This window comes from Pantoea leporis, assembly GCF_028048155.1.
Classification (GTDB): domain Bacteria; phylum Pseudomonadota; class Gammaproteobacteria; order Enterobacterales; family Enterobacteriaceae; genus Pantoea; species Pantoea leporis.
Map to the genome: position 1 here is coordinate 139,690 of NZ_JALMEU010000003.1, position 15,264 is coordinate 154,953.

Sequence of the window (15,264 nt, forward strand, 5' to 3'; positions counted from 1 at the left end):
TCAGGCCGCGCCAGTGCTGGCCTGAATTGCATAAACTCAGCTGCATTTATTCATGCGTTTTCATGCAGCATAGGCATGCACTCATGCGAATCAGGCTTGCCAGAGAAAAGAGATGAAAAAAACCGGCGCGATGGCCGGTCAGGTATTGCTGATAAAACTCAGCAGGGGGCGTTCTGGCGGTTCGAAAGCCTGCTTGCAGCTCCATAACGGTTTAGCGTCTGCCGTGGTGGCGGTGATTCTTTCTCAGGGACGTCTTCAGCTACCTTCTGCGGCTTCATGATAATGGTGTCCAGGCTCTCAAGCGTTGTAAACGTGCAGGAGCAGTCGATATTACGACACTGATACCACGTCTTTTTTAACGTACCTGTCTGATATTCGCTGGTACGCGTGTGTGCGGTCATGCTGCATTCAGGGCATTTCATTGCCATCACGTTTTATCCTTCTGTTTAGCGCCAGTTCCCCGTTCAGGGTGGAGTTAACGGTTTATTAAAGCCGTTATCGTTAGCTTTCTTTGTTGGGGAGAGCCAATGGCGGCTCCGGTGAATGCATTGTGCCGTTGCTGGCACAGGCGAGCTATCGGATGGCGTTGTGTGATGGCCCAGACAAAGTGACCTTCTTCTGGCTGGCAGCAAGGTGACATATTGGCTATCTGCTCAACTTTTAAATTTATATATATCCTTCACCATTCTTCACCTTAATAAAAAAGAGAGTAAATACAATATATTAAAGGGTGAACAATTAATGGTTATCTCTTCACCCAGTATTCACCATGCTTCACCCAACTTTTTATGCAGATAAACCTTTTCGAGTGTTTATTTCGATTGATTCCACAAGGATTAATCATTAAAAGCGACTTGCATAATTCATCTCGGCACTATTGGTCTATATTGACCACTATTTACCTGTGTGAAAAAGAGGCGGTTATTTTTCACCCATTTGTGCCAGCTACAACACCATTTCGCCTTGTTGCTTTGGCAGTAAATATGCTGAGAATAAAGAGCTACCCGACTCCGGACGTATCCGTCCGTATCACCACGGACTCAATAAGAGGTAGCTCATGCACACCGTATTATCCGCAAACTCCTCCGCTCCTGCGGCCCCGGCTTTACCGTCAAACCCGGTGCTGAACGACCGCTTCCTGCGACTGCCTGAAGTCATGCACGTCTGCGGCCTGTCACGCTCCACCATTTACGACCTTATCAGCCGTAACGCCTTCCCGGCGCAGGTGTCGCTTGGCGGCAAGAACGTGGCCTGGCTCGCCAGTGAAATCAGCGTATGGATGAGCGATCGCATTGCAGCACGCGGTCAGGAGCGTACCGCATGAGGTTTTTGAACCATGCCGGTAAATCACGCCAACCCTCTGCCGCGCACGCATTCCCCCTCATGTATGTGACTGGTGCCGGGATGGGTAAGCTGCTACAGCCGCAGCGCTTTCGCGCAACGAAGCCAGCCTTCAGCCTGCAATGTGCAGGCGTCCCGCCCTCCGGTATCCGGACTGTTTCCCGTAGCGACATTTCTCCCGCCAGCTGCTGAGGTTGCCTGATGTCATTTTTAACTGCTACCTCCGGCTTGCGCGCCGGGGCCATTCCCTGGTACAGTAATTTCGCTGTCGCAAAATCGACAGCCGGGCGTAGGAACCCGCGTAATTCACAGGCGACACCAGACGCGCCATGCGTCTTTTTTTGTGTCCATGCCTCAGTGCACCCATTTCTCGGGCAACGGTTCTGTATCCGTTGCGCCGTCTGCGTAATGGTGGCCCGGGCGGGGCAGCCTTCGGGCTGGCCGGTATCCTGTGAAGCCGGTATTCCTACCCCTGTTCGGGCTACCACCCATGAGTGTAGGAACTCCGGTGGTGGCGTTAACCGCTATTCACAGGAGACTGCCATCATGGCTACGGTCCTTAATTCCCCATACCCTCAGTTTGTTTTCGTCTTTGCTGCCGTCCGCCGCTGCGAGCGCCAGCAGCATATTCATATGCTCCGCACCGTTGCCGCCGATGAGCGCGCCGCCCGCCTTTCGCTGGCCCGCGACTACGTGCTGTCCTTTGCCGCCCGCCTGCCGGTACGGGAGGTGCGCGCATGACTCACGCCACGATTTCTCACGCCGACCTGGTACGCCTTGAACATCTTCGCAACGCCGGGCGCTTCGTCATCGACATGACCGCATTTCAGGAGTGCCACGAACTGCCGCAGCCCGCTCAGCGTGCGCAGCTGGCTTCGCTGGTCTTTCTCATCACTGAGCAGCTGGATGACGTGGTGACGCGCTGCCAGAACAACTGGATGAACGCGGAGGCTGAATCATGAAAGACCGCACCCTTTCGCCTGAACTGCGCGCCGCGCTTTCACGCCGCGCCGTCGCCTGCGCGTGGCTGACCGTCTGCCGCGAGCAGCAGCGCTATCCCGGCCTGACGCTGGCGCGCCTCGAACACGTTATTGAAGCCGAGCTGGAGGGCTTTTACCTGCGCCAGCACGGACGCCAGCGCGGTCAGGAAATTGCCTGTGCGCTGCTGGATGACCTGCTGTCCACCGGGCCGCTGAAGTCGGCCCCGCGCCTGAGCTTTCTCGGTCAGGTGATGATGGATGAACTCTGCGGGCGCATGACAGACGCGCCGGTGCTGCACTTAGGGAGAACAGAACGATGAAAATGACCGTATCAGAGGCGGCCACCGCTGCGCGGGGCCACTGGCCCCGCATACTCCCCGCGCTGGGCGTGAAGGTAATTAAAAACCGCCACATGCCGTGCCCGGTCTGTCAGGGAACGGACCGCTTTCGCTTCGACGATATAGACGGGCGCGGCACGTGGATTTGTAATCAGTGCGGAGCCGGTGACGGCATGGACCTGGTGAAAAAGGCGCTCAGCATTACGTTCATAGAGGCCGCCGCGCGCGTAAACGACCTGACCGGCAACCTGCCGCCGGTAGCGGCCGGCAACAGTACGGCAGCCGGTCCCGAAGCGGACGAGGCATCCCGCGCCGCAGCGGCTGCACTGGCGCAGCAGCTGGTCAGTTCGGCAAAGGAAGCGGCGGGCAACGCCTACCTGTCGCGCAAAGGCCTGCCAGAGCAGGCGTGCCTTACGCTTTCGAAGGCGCACAAGGTGGCGTTAACGACCTACCGCACCGGCGATGTGGTTGTGCCCCTGCACGACATGAGCGGCCAGCTGGTTAACGTGCAGCTCATCAACGCCAGCGGAGAGAAGCGCACGCTCAAGGGCGGCCAGGTGAAAGGCGCCTGCCACGTTCTCAGCAGCGCTAAGCCTGCAAAGCGCATCTGGCTTGCCGAGGGCTACGCGACCGGCCTGACGGTGCATAACCTGACCGGTGATGAGGTGTGGGTTGCGCTCTCATCGGGCAACCTCCTTTCTCTGGCTGGCCTTGCCCGGGAAAAGCACGCCACGCTGCAGCTGATGATTGCCGCCGACCGCGACCTTAACGGCAACGGTCAGGATAAGGCGAAGAAGGCCGCCGATGTCAGTAACGCCGTCGTCGCGCTGCCGCCCGTGTTCGGCGACTGGAACGACGCCTTTGTGCAGCTCGGCGACGTATCGACGAAGCAGGCGCTTGCTGAGGCCGCCGCGCCCGCCACCGCCAGCCCGTTTGACGTGATGAGCGAAGCGGAGTTTTCGGCGATGAGCGCCAGCGAAAAGGCGGAGCGCGTTGCTGAGCATTACCGCAATGCGCTGGCGGTGGATGCCAGCGGCGAAATCCTGTCACGCTACAGGGCGGGCGCGTGGAAGGTCATTTCGGGAAAGCAGTTTGAGCGCGACGTGGCGAAATTATTCCAGCGGCTGCGGGCGCCGTTCTCGGCGGGCAAGATTTCAGGCGTGGTGGACACGCTGAAGCTGATGCTGCCGCAGCAGTCCGACCCGGCGCGCCGCCTGATAGGTTTCCGCAACGGCGTGCTGGACACGCGCACCGGCAGCTTCAGCCCGCACAGAAAATGCTTCTGGCTGCGCACGGTCAGCGAGGTGGACTTTACCGCGCCGGTTAAGGGCGAGACGCTGGCGAACCACGCGCCGCACTTCTGGCAGTGGCTGGACCGCGCCGCCGGACGCGACGCGGCAAAGCGCGATATTATTCTCGCGGCGCTGTTTATGGTGCTGGCGAACCGCTACGACTGGCAGCTGTTTCTGGAGGTCACGGGGCCCGGGGGCAGCGGCAAAAGTATCATGGCCGAAATCGCCACGATGCTGGCCGGAACGGACAACACCACCTCCGCGACCATCGAGACGCTGGAGTCATCGCGCGAGCGCGCGGCGGTGATTGGCTACTCGCTGATAATTCTGCCCGACCAGGAGAAGTGGAGCGGCGACGGCGCGGGCATCAAGGCGATTACCGGCGGCGATGCGGTTTCCGTGGACCCGAAATACCGCGATGCCTACTCAACGCACATTCCGGCGGTGATACTGGCGGTAAACAACAACCCGATGCGCTTCACCGACCGCAGCGGCGGGGTGTCGCGCCGCCGGGTTATTCTGCACTTCCCGGAAATTATCCCGGCAAACGAACGCGACCCACGGCTGAAGGAAAAAATCAGCGGCGAGCTGGCCGTTATCGTGCGCCAGCTGATGCAGCAGTTCAGCCAGCCGCAGGACGCAAGAGCGTTGCTTCAGTCGCAGCAGAACTCTGATGAGGCGATGCGCATCAAGCGCGACGCGGATCCGATGGTGGACTTCTGCGGCTATCTGTTCACCACGCCGGAACCTACATCGCTTTATATGGGAAACGCCAGCATCAGGCCCTTACAGCCAAGACGCTATCTCTACCATGCCTATCTGGCTTACATGGAGGCGAACGGCTACAGGAATCCACTCAGCATGAAGATGTTCAGTCTGTCGCTGGAAAGCATTATGCGTGAGTACGGGCATCATTATCTGAAACGACGCACGAAGCTGGGAATGCAGACCAATCTCGATCTGACTGAGGAAAGCAGTTCTGACTGGCTGCCAAAGTGTGATGCCGCCTGAGCTTCACAACTGAAAAAACCGGCGAAAGCCGGTTTTTTCGCTCGTTAAAGGCGCTAAATTCATCCAGCTGCATATAAAAATACATTCTCTGTTATGTAAGAGAATTTCGCTTGCCACATTTGAAATGAGTCGAGTCTGCTATGAGCGAAAAGCGGACATGCTGGTTAATATCGGTATTTCACACTGAGCAACTGTTTCAAATGCCCCACAGTTATCGTGGGGCATGGCCATATTCACAGTGACGGATGAGAACCTTTAACGGGGCTCACTGTTTCGAGTAGAGAAGCAATGTGGAGAATAACGTGTTCATCATGCCATTTACCTACAATCTGCACGTTGATGGGCAACCCCTCACGACTCTTACCGAACGGCAGCGCAATCCCCGGCAGGCCGGTTACGTTCAGTGGAACTGTGGCGCCCTGCAGATAGGTGGCATCGACGCTCTGACCGTCGATGACAAACCTGTCTGCGCCGTGTTTGTGCGCCGGAATGGGGAGTACGTGCGTAATAAGCGCGTCGTAACGTGAAAAGTATTCCGCAAATCCATCACGTAACCTTTCGGCGGCCTGCTCCGCATCAATGAAGTCCGATATTGGCGTATCAGGCAGTGACAGCATGGTTTTTGCCATTTTATAGATTTCATCGGGGCGGCGACCGGCCGTTGCCGCTGCAAAAGCCGGCTTCATCTCCATAACGTGCAAACGATTGAAGACGTCAAGCGCAAAATCCTGCTCCAGCGCGGGAATTCCGACGTGCTCCACCACAACGCCAGGCTCTTTGAGCGCATCCGCTGCCGCTTTAACTACCGCTGCGACTTCCGGATCAACCGGACCGAAGCCCGGGCCTGTCATCCAGCCAATTCGTAAAGGACGTGACGGCACCGGCGGCAGACCGCCGGAATGCAGTGGCGCGGCGCTGGAGAACGCATCTTGGCCATCAGGTCCGGAAAGCTGAGAGAAGGCCAGCGCAATATCGCGTACCGAGCGGGCCATTGGGCCGACATGCCAGAAGCGACGCGGCGCGCGCGGCCAGATGCCTGTCATGGGCACGCTTCCGTGGGTGGCTTTCATTGAGGTGATGCCTGTCTGTGCGGCGGGTCCACGTACTGAAATGGCCAGGTCCGTTCCCAGCCCCAGCGGGGACATGCCTGCGGCTATTGCAGCAGATTCGCCGCCACTCGAGCCGCCGGGCGTGCGGGTCAGGTCCCAGGGATTATTAGAGCGGCCGGACAGCAGATTATCGCTTTCAATCCAGTATGAAAATTCCGGCAGGTTGGTTTTTGCCAGCACGATCCCGCCCGCTTTTTTAAGGCGCGCCACGCTGGTCGCGTCTGCATCCGGCAGACGACCTTTGAAGATGGGTGAACCACGCTTAGTCAGCACGCCGGCAGTATCGATGGAATCCTTTACGGTGAAGGGAACGCCGTGAAGTGGGCCAAGTTTCTCACCCTTCATTACGGCGGCCTCTGCCGCTTCGGCCTGTTTCAGTGCGTCCTCTGCGAGCGTGACTATTGCGTTGACGTCCGGGTTGGTGGCTGCGATGCGATCAAGATGCGCCTGCATTACTTCAACCGGCGAAACGTCGCGGTTACGTATCATGCTGGCCAGGTCGGTAGCGTCTGAATAATAAATTTCGTTGCTCATGATAAACCCTCAATGTGATAAACTAACTAACGATTGGTAGGTGAAATCTAGACCTGTTAAATCAGGCTGTCAATACCTACCTAACAAATGTTAGAATCACTACCTCAGCGACCGGAGAAGAGAAATTATGAGCAAAACATCCCGTGACGAAATTCTTAACGCAGCCCGGCTGGCGGCGCAGGCGCACGGCTACACCGGCCTGAACATACGCGGACTCGCCGACGAGGTGGGAATCAAGGCTGCCAGCATTTACTACCACTTCCCCAGTAAGGCCGAGCTGGGCGCAGCGGTAGCCCGGCGTTACTGGGAGGACACCGCGCGTGATCTGGAAATGCTGAGGGAAAGTGAGGGAGATGCGCTGAAAAGTCTGCGACGCTACCCGCAGATATTTCGCCGATCCCTCGAAAGCGGGAACCGGCTCTGTATGGGGAGCTTTATGTCGGCTGAGTACGATGATCTGCCGCAACCGGTCAGGGATGAGGTGCAAAAGTTTGCTGACATCAACATCGACTGGCTGGCAGGACAGCTGCATGAGGCCGGTATTGCCGCATCAGGAGAGAGCAGAGTCCGTGCCGGCTCCCTTTTTTCTGCCGTTGCCGGCGCGCAGCTGATGGCCCGAAGCCGTAACAATATTCAGCTGTTTGATGAGCTCATTGAGGGCTACAGGCTTACGGGTCTGCTACCGCAGTAAAAATCAGGCGGCCGTCCGCTTCAGCTGGCGCTGCCTGAACCTCTTTCAGACAATTCATACGGACGCGCTGCGGTCTGGCATAAAACGGCTGCCGCACAGGCGGGCAAATTAACTCAGGCGCCTCACCGGTCATACTCGCGGCTTGTCGCGCTATCGCAACAATGATACTTCTCCCTGCCGGTCCCTTAATCGAATTGAGGACGTCCCGGAAAGTGTGAATAAAAAAACTAACAATCGTAAGGTAGGTATTGACAGCCATCCGGAACTGCCTCAATCTTAGCCACGAAACTACCTATCATTAGTTAGTTTTATTGCTTTGACATGAACTCACTCACACAAAGGAATCATCCGTTGATGAAAATTTATGACTGGTATGACGGCCCTTATCCCGCACGCGTTCGCATTGCACTTGCCGAGAAAGGACTGCTTACTGATACAGAGTTTGTGCCTGTTAACTTATGGACGGGCGAACACAAGAAAACCGAATTTCTTGCCATCAACTACTCTGGCACGCTTCCCGTTCTGGAGCTTGATGACGGTACGCTTATCGCAGAGTGTACGGCCATCACGCAGTATCTGGACGCTCTGAGTGCACCACGTTCTCTGACGGGCACCACCCCGGTGGAACAGGGCGTCATCCATATGATGACCAGGCGCGCTGAAATTGAGTTCCTTGATGCAGTGAGCGTGTATTTCCATCACGCCACTCCGGGTTTAGGCCCTGAGGTTGAACTCTATCAGAACCCTGAGTGGGGCAACCGGATGCGGGACAAGGCGGTCCGGGGAATGCATTATTTTGACCGCGTTCTGCAGAAACTACCTTATGTAGCCGGTGAGAACTTCTCAATGGCAGATATAGCAGTAATCGGAGGGATGATTTTCTCTGCGTTAGTGAACCTGCAGGTTCCTTCAGAGTGCGCCGCGTTACGCGAGTGGTATGAGCGCATGCAGGCAAGGCCGTCCTTCCAGCAGTGGAAAGCGCTGGTAGAAGAGGAGCGCTTACGCAGAAAGGTTTGATTATTCTGCCGGGCAAATCCGATTAATCCTCCACACCATCGGTGTGCAGTGGCTGGAAAAGGACTGACTAAAATGTCACGGTAACTAAAAAACCGTCTTGAACCAAGTCACTGTGCACCCATTATGTCCGCTCTTGGCACAAAGCGGATATTGTTTAATGTATGTCATTACTACTGGTGAGCGCTTTGAATGCTTACCTCATTGACTACACAGGGCACGTTGTAATGCTGTTCAATCGCTTTGTGGCTCATATCTAAATGCAGCAGCACTACTAAAAGGGATATTTTCAGGATCGATAACAATCACTAAATACGTAGCGGCTATCTAATCTTCTGCGAAATCAGAAATTGATTTAACCGCTTCTGCCAACGTAAGCGAACACCCACGTTGGGTTAACAAGGATTATGGAGGCGTGACGCCCTCAAGCAGGCCGCTTACCATCAGAGTAAAAACCTGAATCGCTTTTGGTAATGCATGCTGCGGATGGTTGCTTGCAGCCACCCACTGAGCGGCATTCAGTGCGGCACCATTTAACAGCCAGGCGGTGGCATTCACATCGACCGGTTTAATTGACCGGCGTTCAACCAGATTTGAAATGCTATCGCGAGTGGCGTCCAGGCAGCTATTATGGCTCGGCCATTTTGTAGGATCCCCAAGGAAAGCCGGACCATCAAGCAGAACAATGCGCCGGACTTCTTCATTCAGCGCCATCCTGATGTAAGCTATCCCTTCAGCCAGCAGCTTCTGCTGATCATCAGCAGATTGTGCCGCAGCACGTTTAGCGCTTTGCGCCATTTCAGAATCAATCTGTGTTACTACAGCGGCAAGCAGCCCTTTTTTATCGCCAAAATTATGGTAGAGGGCACCACGTGTCAGGCCTACACTGGCGGTCAAATCATCCATCGACGCAGCTGCAAACCCCTTTTCGGCGAAAGCTTTTCGTGCGGCCGTAATCAACTTCGTGCGGGTCTCTTCCATCGTTTCGGCGCGGCGTTTGGCAGCCATACATGCTCCTTAAGCGTAACAGCGCAATTAGTTTGACATACTCCATGTATGTGTGATTAATCTTACATACGCCGCGTATATTAATTCATTTATTTATGCCGCGCATCAACTGTCGCTCATCCGTATACAGGAGGCATTATGAACCAGCCGATACCCGTTTTTCCTGCCAACCGCCACGCTCTTTATGAAAAGCATGGTTATACTGCAGCGATCCGCTCTGGCGATTTACTATTTGTTTCCGGACAGGTGGGGAGCCGGGAGGACGGTACCCCTGAGCCCGACTTTGCAACACAGGTAGAGCGTGCCTTTGAAAATCTCGATGCCACGCTTGCAGCTGCAGGGTGTACGTTTGACGATTTGATAGATGTCACAACCTTTCACACCGATCCGGAGAATCAATTTTCAACCATCATGCAGGTGAAACAAACCGTTTTCCCTCAGCCCCCGTATCCGAACTGGACAGCCGTGGGGGTTAACTGGCTGGCGGGATTTGATTTTGAGATAAAGGTCATCGCTCGGATTCCTCAACCTCAGGTATAGATACGTTAGTCCCATTTATGAGGGGAGCCGATAATGGTTCCCCGATTCTGGCAAGCGCAGCACAGGTTATGTATTTAAGGCAAACAAACGTCCTATTTTCAGCCGATTATCAAAACGTCTGCTCCTGACACAGGACATCCAGCCTAAGAGGGTATTATGATTGTTAGGAGAAAGTAAGGAATGTTCGGAAAGTTTACTCGAATAGTTTCTTGGCTGATCCATAATTTTCATCTAAGAACGCCATCCCTTTACTCGTCATTTTTACGCTGTAGTAGCGCTTTGGGTTAATGGGGTCACGCTCAAACTCAATCAATCCAGCACGTTCTAATGGAATTAGGCTAAGAGCTGTTCTGTCTTCTCTCTGTTTAGTGACTGGGTTATACATGACCTGACAACCGTGAGTTTTGTCTCCTCTTAATAGATATCTTCCTCCCTCGCGCATAGAACGAAGAATAGCAAGAGATGTGACTGAAAAAGGCATTGCTTTCCTCTTTAGCTAAAGTGAATCAGTTTAAATTATAATCTGGCGTTATTGTATAACCTGCTCACTTTAATGGATTACGCAGAAGTATCAGATATGGCCGCTCTTTACTTTAAACTAACTAAAGTGAAGGGTAGGACCTGTGTGAGCGAAACAGGAAAGTATATAAGATATTACTTACATCACTCTGTGTAAATTATTAGAGAGTTGGTCAGCTCCTTTTTTTGCTGATTTTATAAAAGTCCGGAGAAGACCGGACTTTATCAGATTCTGTTCAGAGGCAGATGATATTCAAATTTGAGCTGATCCACCGTCAACAAACAGTTCACTTCCGTTAACAAAGCTACTGTCCTCAGAAGCAAGGAATAATGCGGCGGCAGCAACCTCTGAAGGTTCAGCCAGACGGCCCAGAGGAGTAGTGGCTTCTACAGCGCTTATCATTTCACTATTGAATTTTTCATCAGGCGAAAGACCATGCCAACCCGGTGTTGAAGTGGCGCCGGGCACCAGGATATTTACCCGGATTTTTCGAGGCGCGAGTTCAAGAATCCATGACCTGGCAAAGCTCCGCACTGCTGCTTTACTTGCGCTGTATACGCTAAATTCAGGTACGCCGGTGGTTGCGCTGGTTGAACCCGTCAAAATGATTGACGCACCGTCTTTCAGAAAAGGTAGCGCTTTCTGTACGGTAAAAAGCGTGCCTTTGACATTGGTGTCGAAGATGCGATTGAAGTGTTCTTCGGTCACGGCCGACAAAGAGGCAAAATCACCGCCACCCGCGTTGGCAAACAGAACGTCAATTCGGCCCGCCCTACGCCGAACTTCTTCGAACAAATTATCGAGATCATCCATATCTGAAATATCGCAGACGAGCCCGGTTGCGTCATGTCCTACCTCGCCTACAGCTTCTTCTAACTCACGCACGCGTCTTCCCGTCATAAAGATTTGCGCACCTTCAGTCGCAAAACGTTTAGCGGAGGCGAGACCAATCCCGCTGTTAGCACCAGTGATAACAACGACTTTTCCTTCAAGCTTACCCATTTTTTTTATCCAGATTAAGAAGCGAAAAAACATGTTATCTTTATACTTTCAAATATAATAGTACCTACCAAAAGGTATGTGACAGGATTATGATAATGGAATCAGTCTGTGGTCTTGATGTGGCCCTGCGTTATATAGGTGGTAAATGGAAACCTATACTGTTGTTTCATTTGCAATTTAGTCCACGACGTTTTGGTGAGCTGAAGCGCCTTACTGAAGGTATCAGTGAAAAAGTATTAATTCAGCAACTCAAGGACTTAACGGAAGATGGGATTATATTGAGACACGATTACAAAGAAGTACCGCCAAAAGTTGAATACGCGATTACAGATTTTGGCAAAACACTTGCGCTGGCATTACAGCCTCTCTGCGAATGGGGCAATGCGAACCGAGAAAATGCAAGCGCTGTTGAGCGGCGGCATAAAGATGCTTGCTGAATTTATGTCTAAATTTACTCAACAGCCCGATTCCTACGGCAGCATTGATAGAGGGGAAATTGATGAAAAGAATCGCGATAGATATGGATGAGGTAATTGCTGACTTTAACAGCAAAATGATCCCAAGCTTTAATGCACGTTTTAATGCACACATTACGCTGGCTGATCTCGAGGGATTAACCATCCAGCAATTACGGCCCGATATAAAGGAACAGGTAGAGGAGATGATCGGGGAAGCCGGATTTTTTGGTGATCTGGCCGTCATGCCTGACAGTCAGCGAATAATTAAAAGACTGGCAAGGAAGTATGAGATATTTATCACCACAGCGGCAATGGAGTTTCCCCTTTCGTTTGATGCGAAATTTCGGTGGCTGGAATATCACTTCCCGTTTATTAACCCGATGAATATTGTTTTCTGTGGAAGCAAAAGTATCCTCAATGCTGATTATCTTATCGATGATAATGCTCGGCATTTTGAGCACTTTAATGGCGAAGCGATTTTATTTTCTGCTCCACATAATAAGCATGTCACAGGCTTCAATCGGGTCAATAACTGGCTTGAAATTGAAAATTATTTTTACGTTGATAAATAATTTTAAATATGTGAGAGGTTCGCTTATGGCACAACTCGGAAATGAGCGCGAGGCAATATTTTCTATGAGCAATGAGCAATGAGCAATGAGTGGACAGGGTAAACATCATGCTCGCAGAGGGCATTTAATTTCGAAAATACAGACATTTATTAAGTCATCGACTTGAGATGAAATTATGAAAAAATCGATCATCCCTGAAGAATTCCAACACTATATTGATGATTGGCACTTTTCCCCCGTTATCGAAGCAGATGGCACAGTATATCTTTCCGGTGTTACCGCCGCACGAAGGGATAAACCTATAAGTATGCATCCAGAAGAACAATTCCATGATGCCTTTTATAAGCTTGGTGTATATTTAAAAGCCGCTGGTTTAAACTATGATCACATACTTGAGATGACCACTTTTCACATTGACCTAAAAAAACATATCGACGTTTTTTCTAGCGTAAAGATGAGTATGTTAAGGCGCCATATCCGGCATGGTCTGCTATAGGCGTGTCAGAGTTCATTCCTGAGAATGCCCTTGTGGAAATGCGGATTGTAGCCAAAAGATAGTTTTAGGCGTGGGTCTAAAATAATAGTTTTTTCCGTTGCTGGCACTAAGCGGACCAGTATGTCAGGTCCGCTATGAGCGAGAAGCGGACGTTATTCGATTAATTTCAGTTAATTTCGTGGCTTTGGTAAGCGGTCAGTAATGTGCCAGACCGCCATCTACAGCATACTGGCTGCCGGTAACATAGGATGCTTCATCGGACAGGAGGAAAAGTGCAACTGCAGCGGCCTCTTCTGCTGTTCCTGCACGACCTAAAGGAACCTGGCTTACTACAAAATCTTCAAACTGCTGACGAGACTCTTCTGGCATAAAGTGCCTGAAGTTAGTTTCAATCGGACCTGGTACCAAAGTGTTGGCGCGGATACCGCGTTCAGCAAACGCAGATGCCCAGCTTTTGACCATCGCGATGACGGCGCCTTTCGTCGCTGCATACAGGCTTGTCATCGGCGCTCCTTCATATACAGATGAGGATGATGTCACCAGAACGGACGCCCCTGAATTAAGTGATTTGGAGAGAGCTGCCAGCTGTAGCATCGGACCGCGCACATTAGCATTCATCATATGATTGAAAGAATCTGCCGTTACAGATTCCGGAGAGCCTACCTCTGCAAAGCCGGCATTAAGCCATAATCCATCAAGTGAACCCCAGCCTCTGATAGCCTCCTCCAGTTCGTTTATGTCAGCTTCGCTTGCAGCATCGCTTTTTAAAATAAGTGATGTCGCAGGAAGCAAGCTGCGTGCACATTCAAGCCTTTCTTCATTAAGCCCTGTAATGGCTACGTTGCCACCTTCTGTAACAATACGCTGAGCCCCTGCCAGCCCGATGCCACTGGTGCCGCCCGTGATCAGTATACGTTTACCCTGAAATCTTCCCATGCTTACTTCCTTTATTTAGCTGCGGAATCAGCTTTTACCTTACGTAAACAAAACACTATTCGTCATCTGTTTCATTACGTAACCAACCATGGGAACGCATGGATTGCGGCCTGGACGTCCGCTTCTGGCTGTGAGTTCAACTGATGGATGCAACACATTGGTTAAAACGCTCTGCGGGTGATTCATAGTCTAACGTTTTTCTCGGTCTTTCGTTGAGCTGTCTGGCAACGCTGTTTAGTCTTTCTTGGCTGTGAACCGATAAGTCAGTTCCTTTTGGAAAATACTGCCTAAGCAATCTGTTTGTATTTTCATTGGAGCCGCGTTGCCAGGGGGATTGAGGATCGCAGAAGTAAACCTGGATATCTGTGGCTACAGTAAACCGGGTGTGGCTGGTCATTTCAGCGCCCCGGTCCCATGTTAATGTTTTATATAGCTCTGCAGGTAATTCCCGGGCTTGTTTGATGAGTGCAGATATAACCGTTATGGTCTTGTTGTCCCTGATCCTGGCCAGCATAACAAAACGGGAATGACGTTCTACGAGGGTGACGATATAGGAGTTTTTAGAGCCCTGGATCAGGTCACCTTCCCAGTGACCTGGTATGGCTCTGTCAGCGGCTTCAGGTGGTCTTTCGCTGATAGAGATTGTATTCGGGATTGACCCTAATCCCTTCCCTTTAAGCGATGATGTTCTGGATCTACGCACGACTCTTCCGCTTCTGAGGCATTGCTGCAGTTCTTTTTTTAATGCACCCCGGGTTTGTATAAAAAGCGTTTTATATATCGTTTCGTGTGACACATGCATTTCCTGATTATCCGGATAACAGCGTTTCAGCCAACCGGCGATTTGTTCCGGCGACCAGTCCTGATGCATCTTCTCTGCGATGATTTTACACAGTGTGGGTCTTTCAATTAGCTTGCAAGGTTTTGGTCTCAGAGCATTTTCCCAGGCAGCAGTATCCGCTTTTGATGCACGGTATTGTTTTGCACCACCGTGCCTCTTGATCTCCCGGCTAATCGTTGAGGGGGCTCTCGATAGTTTGTTAGCGATCGCCCTGATGCTGATTTTTGCTACCAGCGCTCTGGAGATTTCCTCTCTTTCATCAAGTGAAAGCGCTAACGGATGCCGCTTTCGGACAGGGGGGCGGTATCCACCAGTCTGGTGGATAGTGGGCATAATAGAAGAATGATATCTGTCGAACATTCTGGCGATATCATGCAGGGAATCACCTTGCTTATATCTGTCCCAGATAATCGCCTTCTGCTCTGGCGTGTAGTTAATCCGAGTTCTTCGTTTCATGGCAACGCCCCCCTTGATTAAGGATAGCGTTGCATCGACCCATTGAACTCACAGCACAAAGCGGACTAACGACAGACCAAGGTCCGCTATGAGCAAGGAGCAGACGTCGCAATTCTATTCTTTTA

Annotated in this window: 17 protein-coding genes and 1 pseudogene; 11 read left to right on the top strand and 7 right to left on the bottom strand. The window is 52.0% G+C overall.

Annotation, left to right across the window (positions count from 1 at the left end):
- Positions 1-158: 158 nt before the first annotated feature.
- Positions 159-428, bottom strand: a complete 270-nt coding sequence (locus MWH02_RS11545) for an ogr/Delta-like zinc finger family protein (protein WP_271460760.1) — start codon at positions 426-428, stop codon at positions 159-161.
- A gap of 629 nt (positions 429-1,057) precedes the next feature.
- On the opposite strand from MWH02_RS11545, the gene MWH02_RS11550 reads away from it, so the two are divergent.
- From MWH02_RS11550 to MWH02_RS11570, 5 genes are all read left to right on the top strand, one after another.
- Positions 1,058-1,324, top strand: coding sequence for a helix-turn-helix transcriptional regulator (locus tag MWH02_RS11550; RefSeq protein ID WP_271460670.1), 267 nt, complete (start codon positions 1,058-1,060; stop codon positions 1,322-1,324).
- 218 nt (positions 1,325-1,542) lie between these two features.
- Positions 1,543-2,082 (top strand): host cell division inhibitor Icd-like protein, encoded by a 540-nt coding sequence (locus MWH02_RS11555; protein WP_271460671.1) that lies wholly within the window; start codon positions 1,543-1,545, stop codon positions 2,080-2,082.
- Entirely contained in the window at positions 2,079-2,303 is a 225-nt protein-coding gene (locus MWH02_RS11560; protein WP_271460672.1) for a hypothetical protein, read from the top strand. The genes MWH02_RS11555 and MWH02_RS11560 overlap by 4 nt, the downstream gene beginning before the upstream one ends.
- Positions 2,300-2,641, top strand: coding sequence for a DUF5375 domain-containing protein (locus MWH02_RS11565; protein ID WP_271460673.1), 342 nt, complete (start codon positions 2,300-2,302; stop codon positions 2,639-2,641). Before MWH02_RS11560 ends, MWH02_RS11565 begins: the two co-directional genes overlap by 4 nt.
- Positions 2,638-4,962, top strand: a complete 2,325-nt coding sequence (locus tag MWH02_RS11570) for a phage/plasmid primase, P4 family (RefSeq protein ID WP_271460674.1) — start codon at positions 2,638-2,640, stop codon at positions 4,960-4,962. Before MWH02_RS11565 ends, MWH02_RS11570 begins: the two co-directional genes overlap by 4 nt.
- A gap of 233 nt (positions 4,963-5,195) precedes the next feature.
- Here the strand turns inward: MWH02_RS11570 and MWH02_RS11575 are convergent, their stop codons facing one another.
- Positions 5,196-6,605 (bottom strand): amidase, encoded by a 1,410-nt coding sequence (locus tag MWH02_RS11575; RefSeq protein WP_271460675.1) that lies wholly within the window; start codon positions 6,603-6,605, stop codon positions 5,196-5,198.
- 127 nt (positions 6,606-6,732) lie between these two features.
- Between MWH02_RS11575 and MWH02_RS11580 the strand changes: the two genes are divergently transcribed.
- Both MWH02_RS11580 and MWH02_RS11585 read left to right on the top strand, forming a co-directional pair.
- The gene (locus MWH02_RS11580; RefSeq protein ID WP_100936153.1) at positions 6,733-7,296 is read left to right on the top strand and encodes a TetR/AcrR family transcriptional regulator; all 564 of its coding nucleotides are present in this window, start codon (positions 6,733-6,735) and stop codon (positions 7,294-7,296) included.
- Between the two features lie 354 nt (positions 7,297-7,650).
- Positions 7,651-8,313: a glutathione S-transferase gene (locus MWH02_RS11585; protein WP_100936154.1), complete on the top strand. Its 663-nt coding sequence runs from the start codon at positions 7,651-7,653 to the stop codon at positions 8,311-8,313.
- A gap of 402 nt (positions 8,314-8,715) precedes the next feature.
- Here the strand turns inward: MWH02_RS11585 and MWH02_RS11590 are convergent, their stop codons facing one another.
- Positions 8,716-9,318, bottom strand: a complete 603-nt coding sequence (locus MWH02_RS11590) for a TetR/AcrR family transcriptional regulator (protein ID WP_271460676.1) — start codon at positions 9,316-9,318, stop codon at positions 8,716-8,718.
- A gap of 138 nt (positions 9,319-9,456) precedes the next feature.
- On the opposite strand from MWH02_RS11590, the gene MWH02_RS11595 reads away from it, so the two are divergent.
- Positions 9,457-9,858, top strand: a complete 402-nt coding sequence (locus MWH02_RS11595; protein WP_271460677.1) for a RidA family protein — start codon at positions 9,457-9,459, stop codon at positions 9,856-9,858.
- Between the two features lie 193 nt (positions 9,859-10,051).
- Here the strand turns inward: MWH02_RS11595 and MWH02_RS11600 are convergent, their stop codons facing one another.
- Complete coding sequence (locus tag MWH02_RS11600) at positions 10,052-10,339, bottom strand: helix-turn-helix domain-containing protein (protein WP_271460678.1); 288 nt, start codon at positions 10,337-10,339, stop codon at positions 10,052-10,054.
- A gap of 291 nt (positions 10,340-10,630) precedes the next feature.
- Positions 10,631-11,380: an SDR family NAD(P)-dependent oxidoreductase gene (locus tag MWH02_RS11605; protein ID WP_271460679.1), complete on the bottom strand. Its 750-nt coding sequence runs from the start codon at positions 11,378-11,380 to the stop codon at positions 10,631-10,633.
- Positions 11,381-11,475: 95 nt separating this feature from the next.
- Here MWH02_RS11605 and MWH02_RS11610 point away from each other — a divergent pair, with 95 nt between their 5' ends.
- The 3 genes and pseudogenes from MWH02_RS11610 to MWH02_RS11620 all read left to right on the top strand — a co-directional run bounded on the left by MWH02_RS11610 (position 11,476) and on the right by MWH02_RS11620 (position 12,968).
- Complete coding sequence (locus MWH02_RS11610; RefSeq protein WP_271460680.1) at positions 11,476-11,817, top strand: winged helix-turn-helix transcriptional regulator; 342 nt, start codon at positions 11,476-11,478, stop codon at positions 11,815-11,817.
- 62 nt (positions 11,818-11,879) lie between these two features.
- Positions 11,880-12,410 (top strand): 5' nucleotidase, NT5C type, encoded by a 531-nt coding sequence (locus tag MWH02_RS11615; RefSeq protein WP_271460681.1) that lies wholly within the window; start codon positions 11,880-11,882, stop codon positions 12,408-12,410.
- 175 nt (positions 12,411-12,585) lie between these two features.
- Positions 12,586-12,968: pseudogene (locus tag MWH02_RS11620) on the top strand (Rid family hydrolase).
- Between the two features lie 133 nt (positions 12,969-13,101).
- Here the strand turns inward: MWH02_RS11620 and MWH02_RS11625 are convergent.
- A complete protein-coding gene (locus tag MWH02_RS11625) occupies positions 13,102-13,842 on the bottom strand; it encodes an SDR family oxidoreductase (protein WP_271460682.1) in 741 nt (246 codons plus the stop codon).
- Between the two features lie 136 nt (positions 13,843-13,978).
- On the bottom strand, positions 13,979-15,139 hold the full coding sequence (locus MWH02_RS11630) for an IS30 family transposase (RefSeq protein WP_110868471.1): 1,161 nt from the start codon (positions 15,137-15,139) through the stop codon (positions 13,979-13,981).
- Positions 15,140-15,264: the final 125 nt, after the last annotated feature.

Coding starts and splice junctions, on each gene's coding strand:
- MWH02_RS11615 (WP_271460681.1), top strand. CDS start 11,880: ATGAAAAGAATCGCGATAGATATGGATGAGGTAATTGCTGACTTTAAC.
- MWH02_RS11545 (WP_271460760.1), bottom strand. CDS start 428: ATGGCAATGAAATGCCCTGAATGCAGCATGACCGCACACACGCGTACC.
- MWH02_RS11550 (WP_271460670.1), top strand. CDS start 1,058: ATGCACACCGTATTATCCGCAAACTCCTCCGCTCCTGCGGCCCCGGCT.
- MWH02_RS11605 (WP_271460679.1), bottom strand. CDS start 11,380: ATGGGTAAGCTTGAAGGAAAAGTCGTTGTTATCACTGGTGCTAACAGC.
- MWH02_RS11600 (WP_271460678.1), bottom strand. CDS start 10,339: ATGCCTTTTTCAGTCACATCTCTTGCTATTCTTCGTTCTATGCGCGAG.
- MWH02_RS11630 (WP_110868471.1), bottom strand. CDS start 15,139: ATGAAACGAAGAACTCGGATTAACTACACGCCAGAGCAGAAGGCGATT.
- MWH02_RS11585 (WP_100936154.1), top strand. CDS start 7,651: ATGAAAATTTATGACTGGTATGACGGCCCTTATCCCGCACGCGTTCGC.
- MWH02_RS11565 (WP_271460673.1), top strand. CDS start 2,300: ATGAAAGACCGCACCCTTTCGCCTGAACTGCGCGCCGCGCTTTCACGC.
- MWH02_RS11590 (WP_271460676.1), bottom strand. CDS start 9,318: ATGGCTGCCAAACGCCGCGCCGAAACGATGGAAGAGACCCGCACGAAG.
- MWH02_RS11570 (WP_271460674.1), top strand. CDS start 2,638: ATGAAAATGACCGTATCAGAGGCGGCCACCGCTGCGCGGGGCCACTGG.
- MWH02_RS11580 (WP_100936153.1), top strand. CDS start 6,733: ATGAGCAAAACATCCCGTGACGAAATTCTTAACGCAGCCCGGCTGGCG.
- MWH02_RS11610 (WP_271460680.1), top strand. CDS start 11,476: ATGGAATCAGTCTGTGGTCTTGATGTGGCCCTGCGTTATATAGGTGGT.
- MWH02_RS11575 (WP_271460675.1), bottom strand. CDS start 6,605: ATGAGCAACGAAATTTATTATTCAGACGCTACCGACCTGGCCAGCATG.
- MWH02_RS11625 (WP_271460682.1), bottom strand. CDS start 13,842: ATGGGAAGATTTCAGGGTAAACGTATACTGATCACGGGCGGCACCAGT.
- MWH02_RS11560 (WP_271460672.1), top strand. CDS start 2,079: ATGACTCACGCCACGATTTCTCACGCCGACCTGGTACGCCTTGAACAT.
- MWH02_RS11555 (WP_271460671.1), top strand. CDS start 1,543: ATGTCATTTTTAACTGCTACCTCCGGCTTGCGCGCCGGGGCCATTCCC.
- MWH02_RS11595 (WP_271460677.1), top strand. CDS start 9,457: ATGAACCAGCCGATACCCGTTTTTCCTGCCAACCGCCACGCTCTTTAT.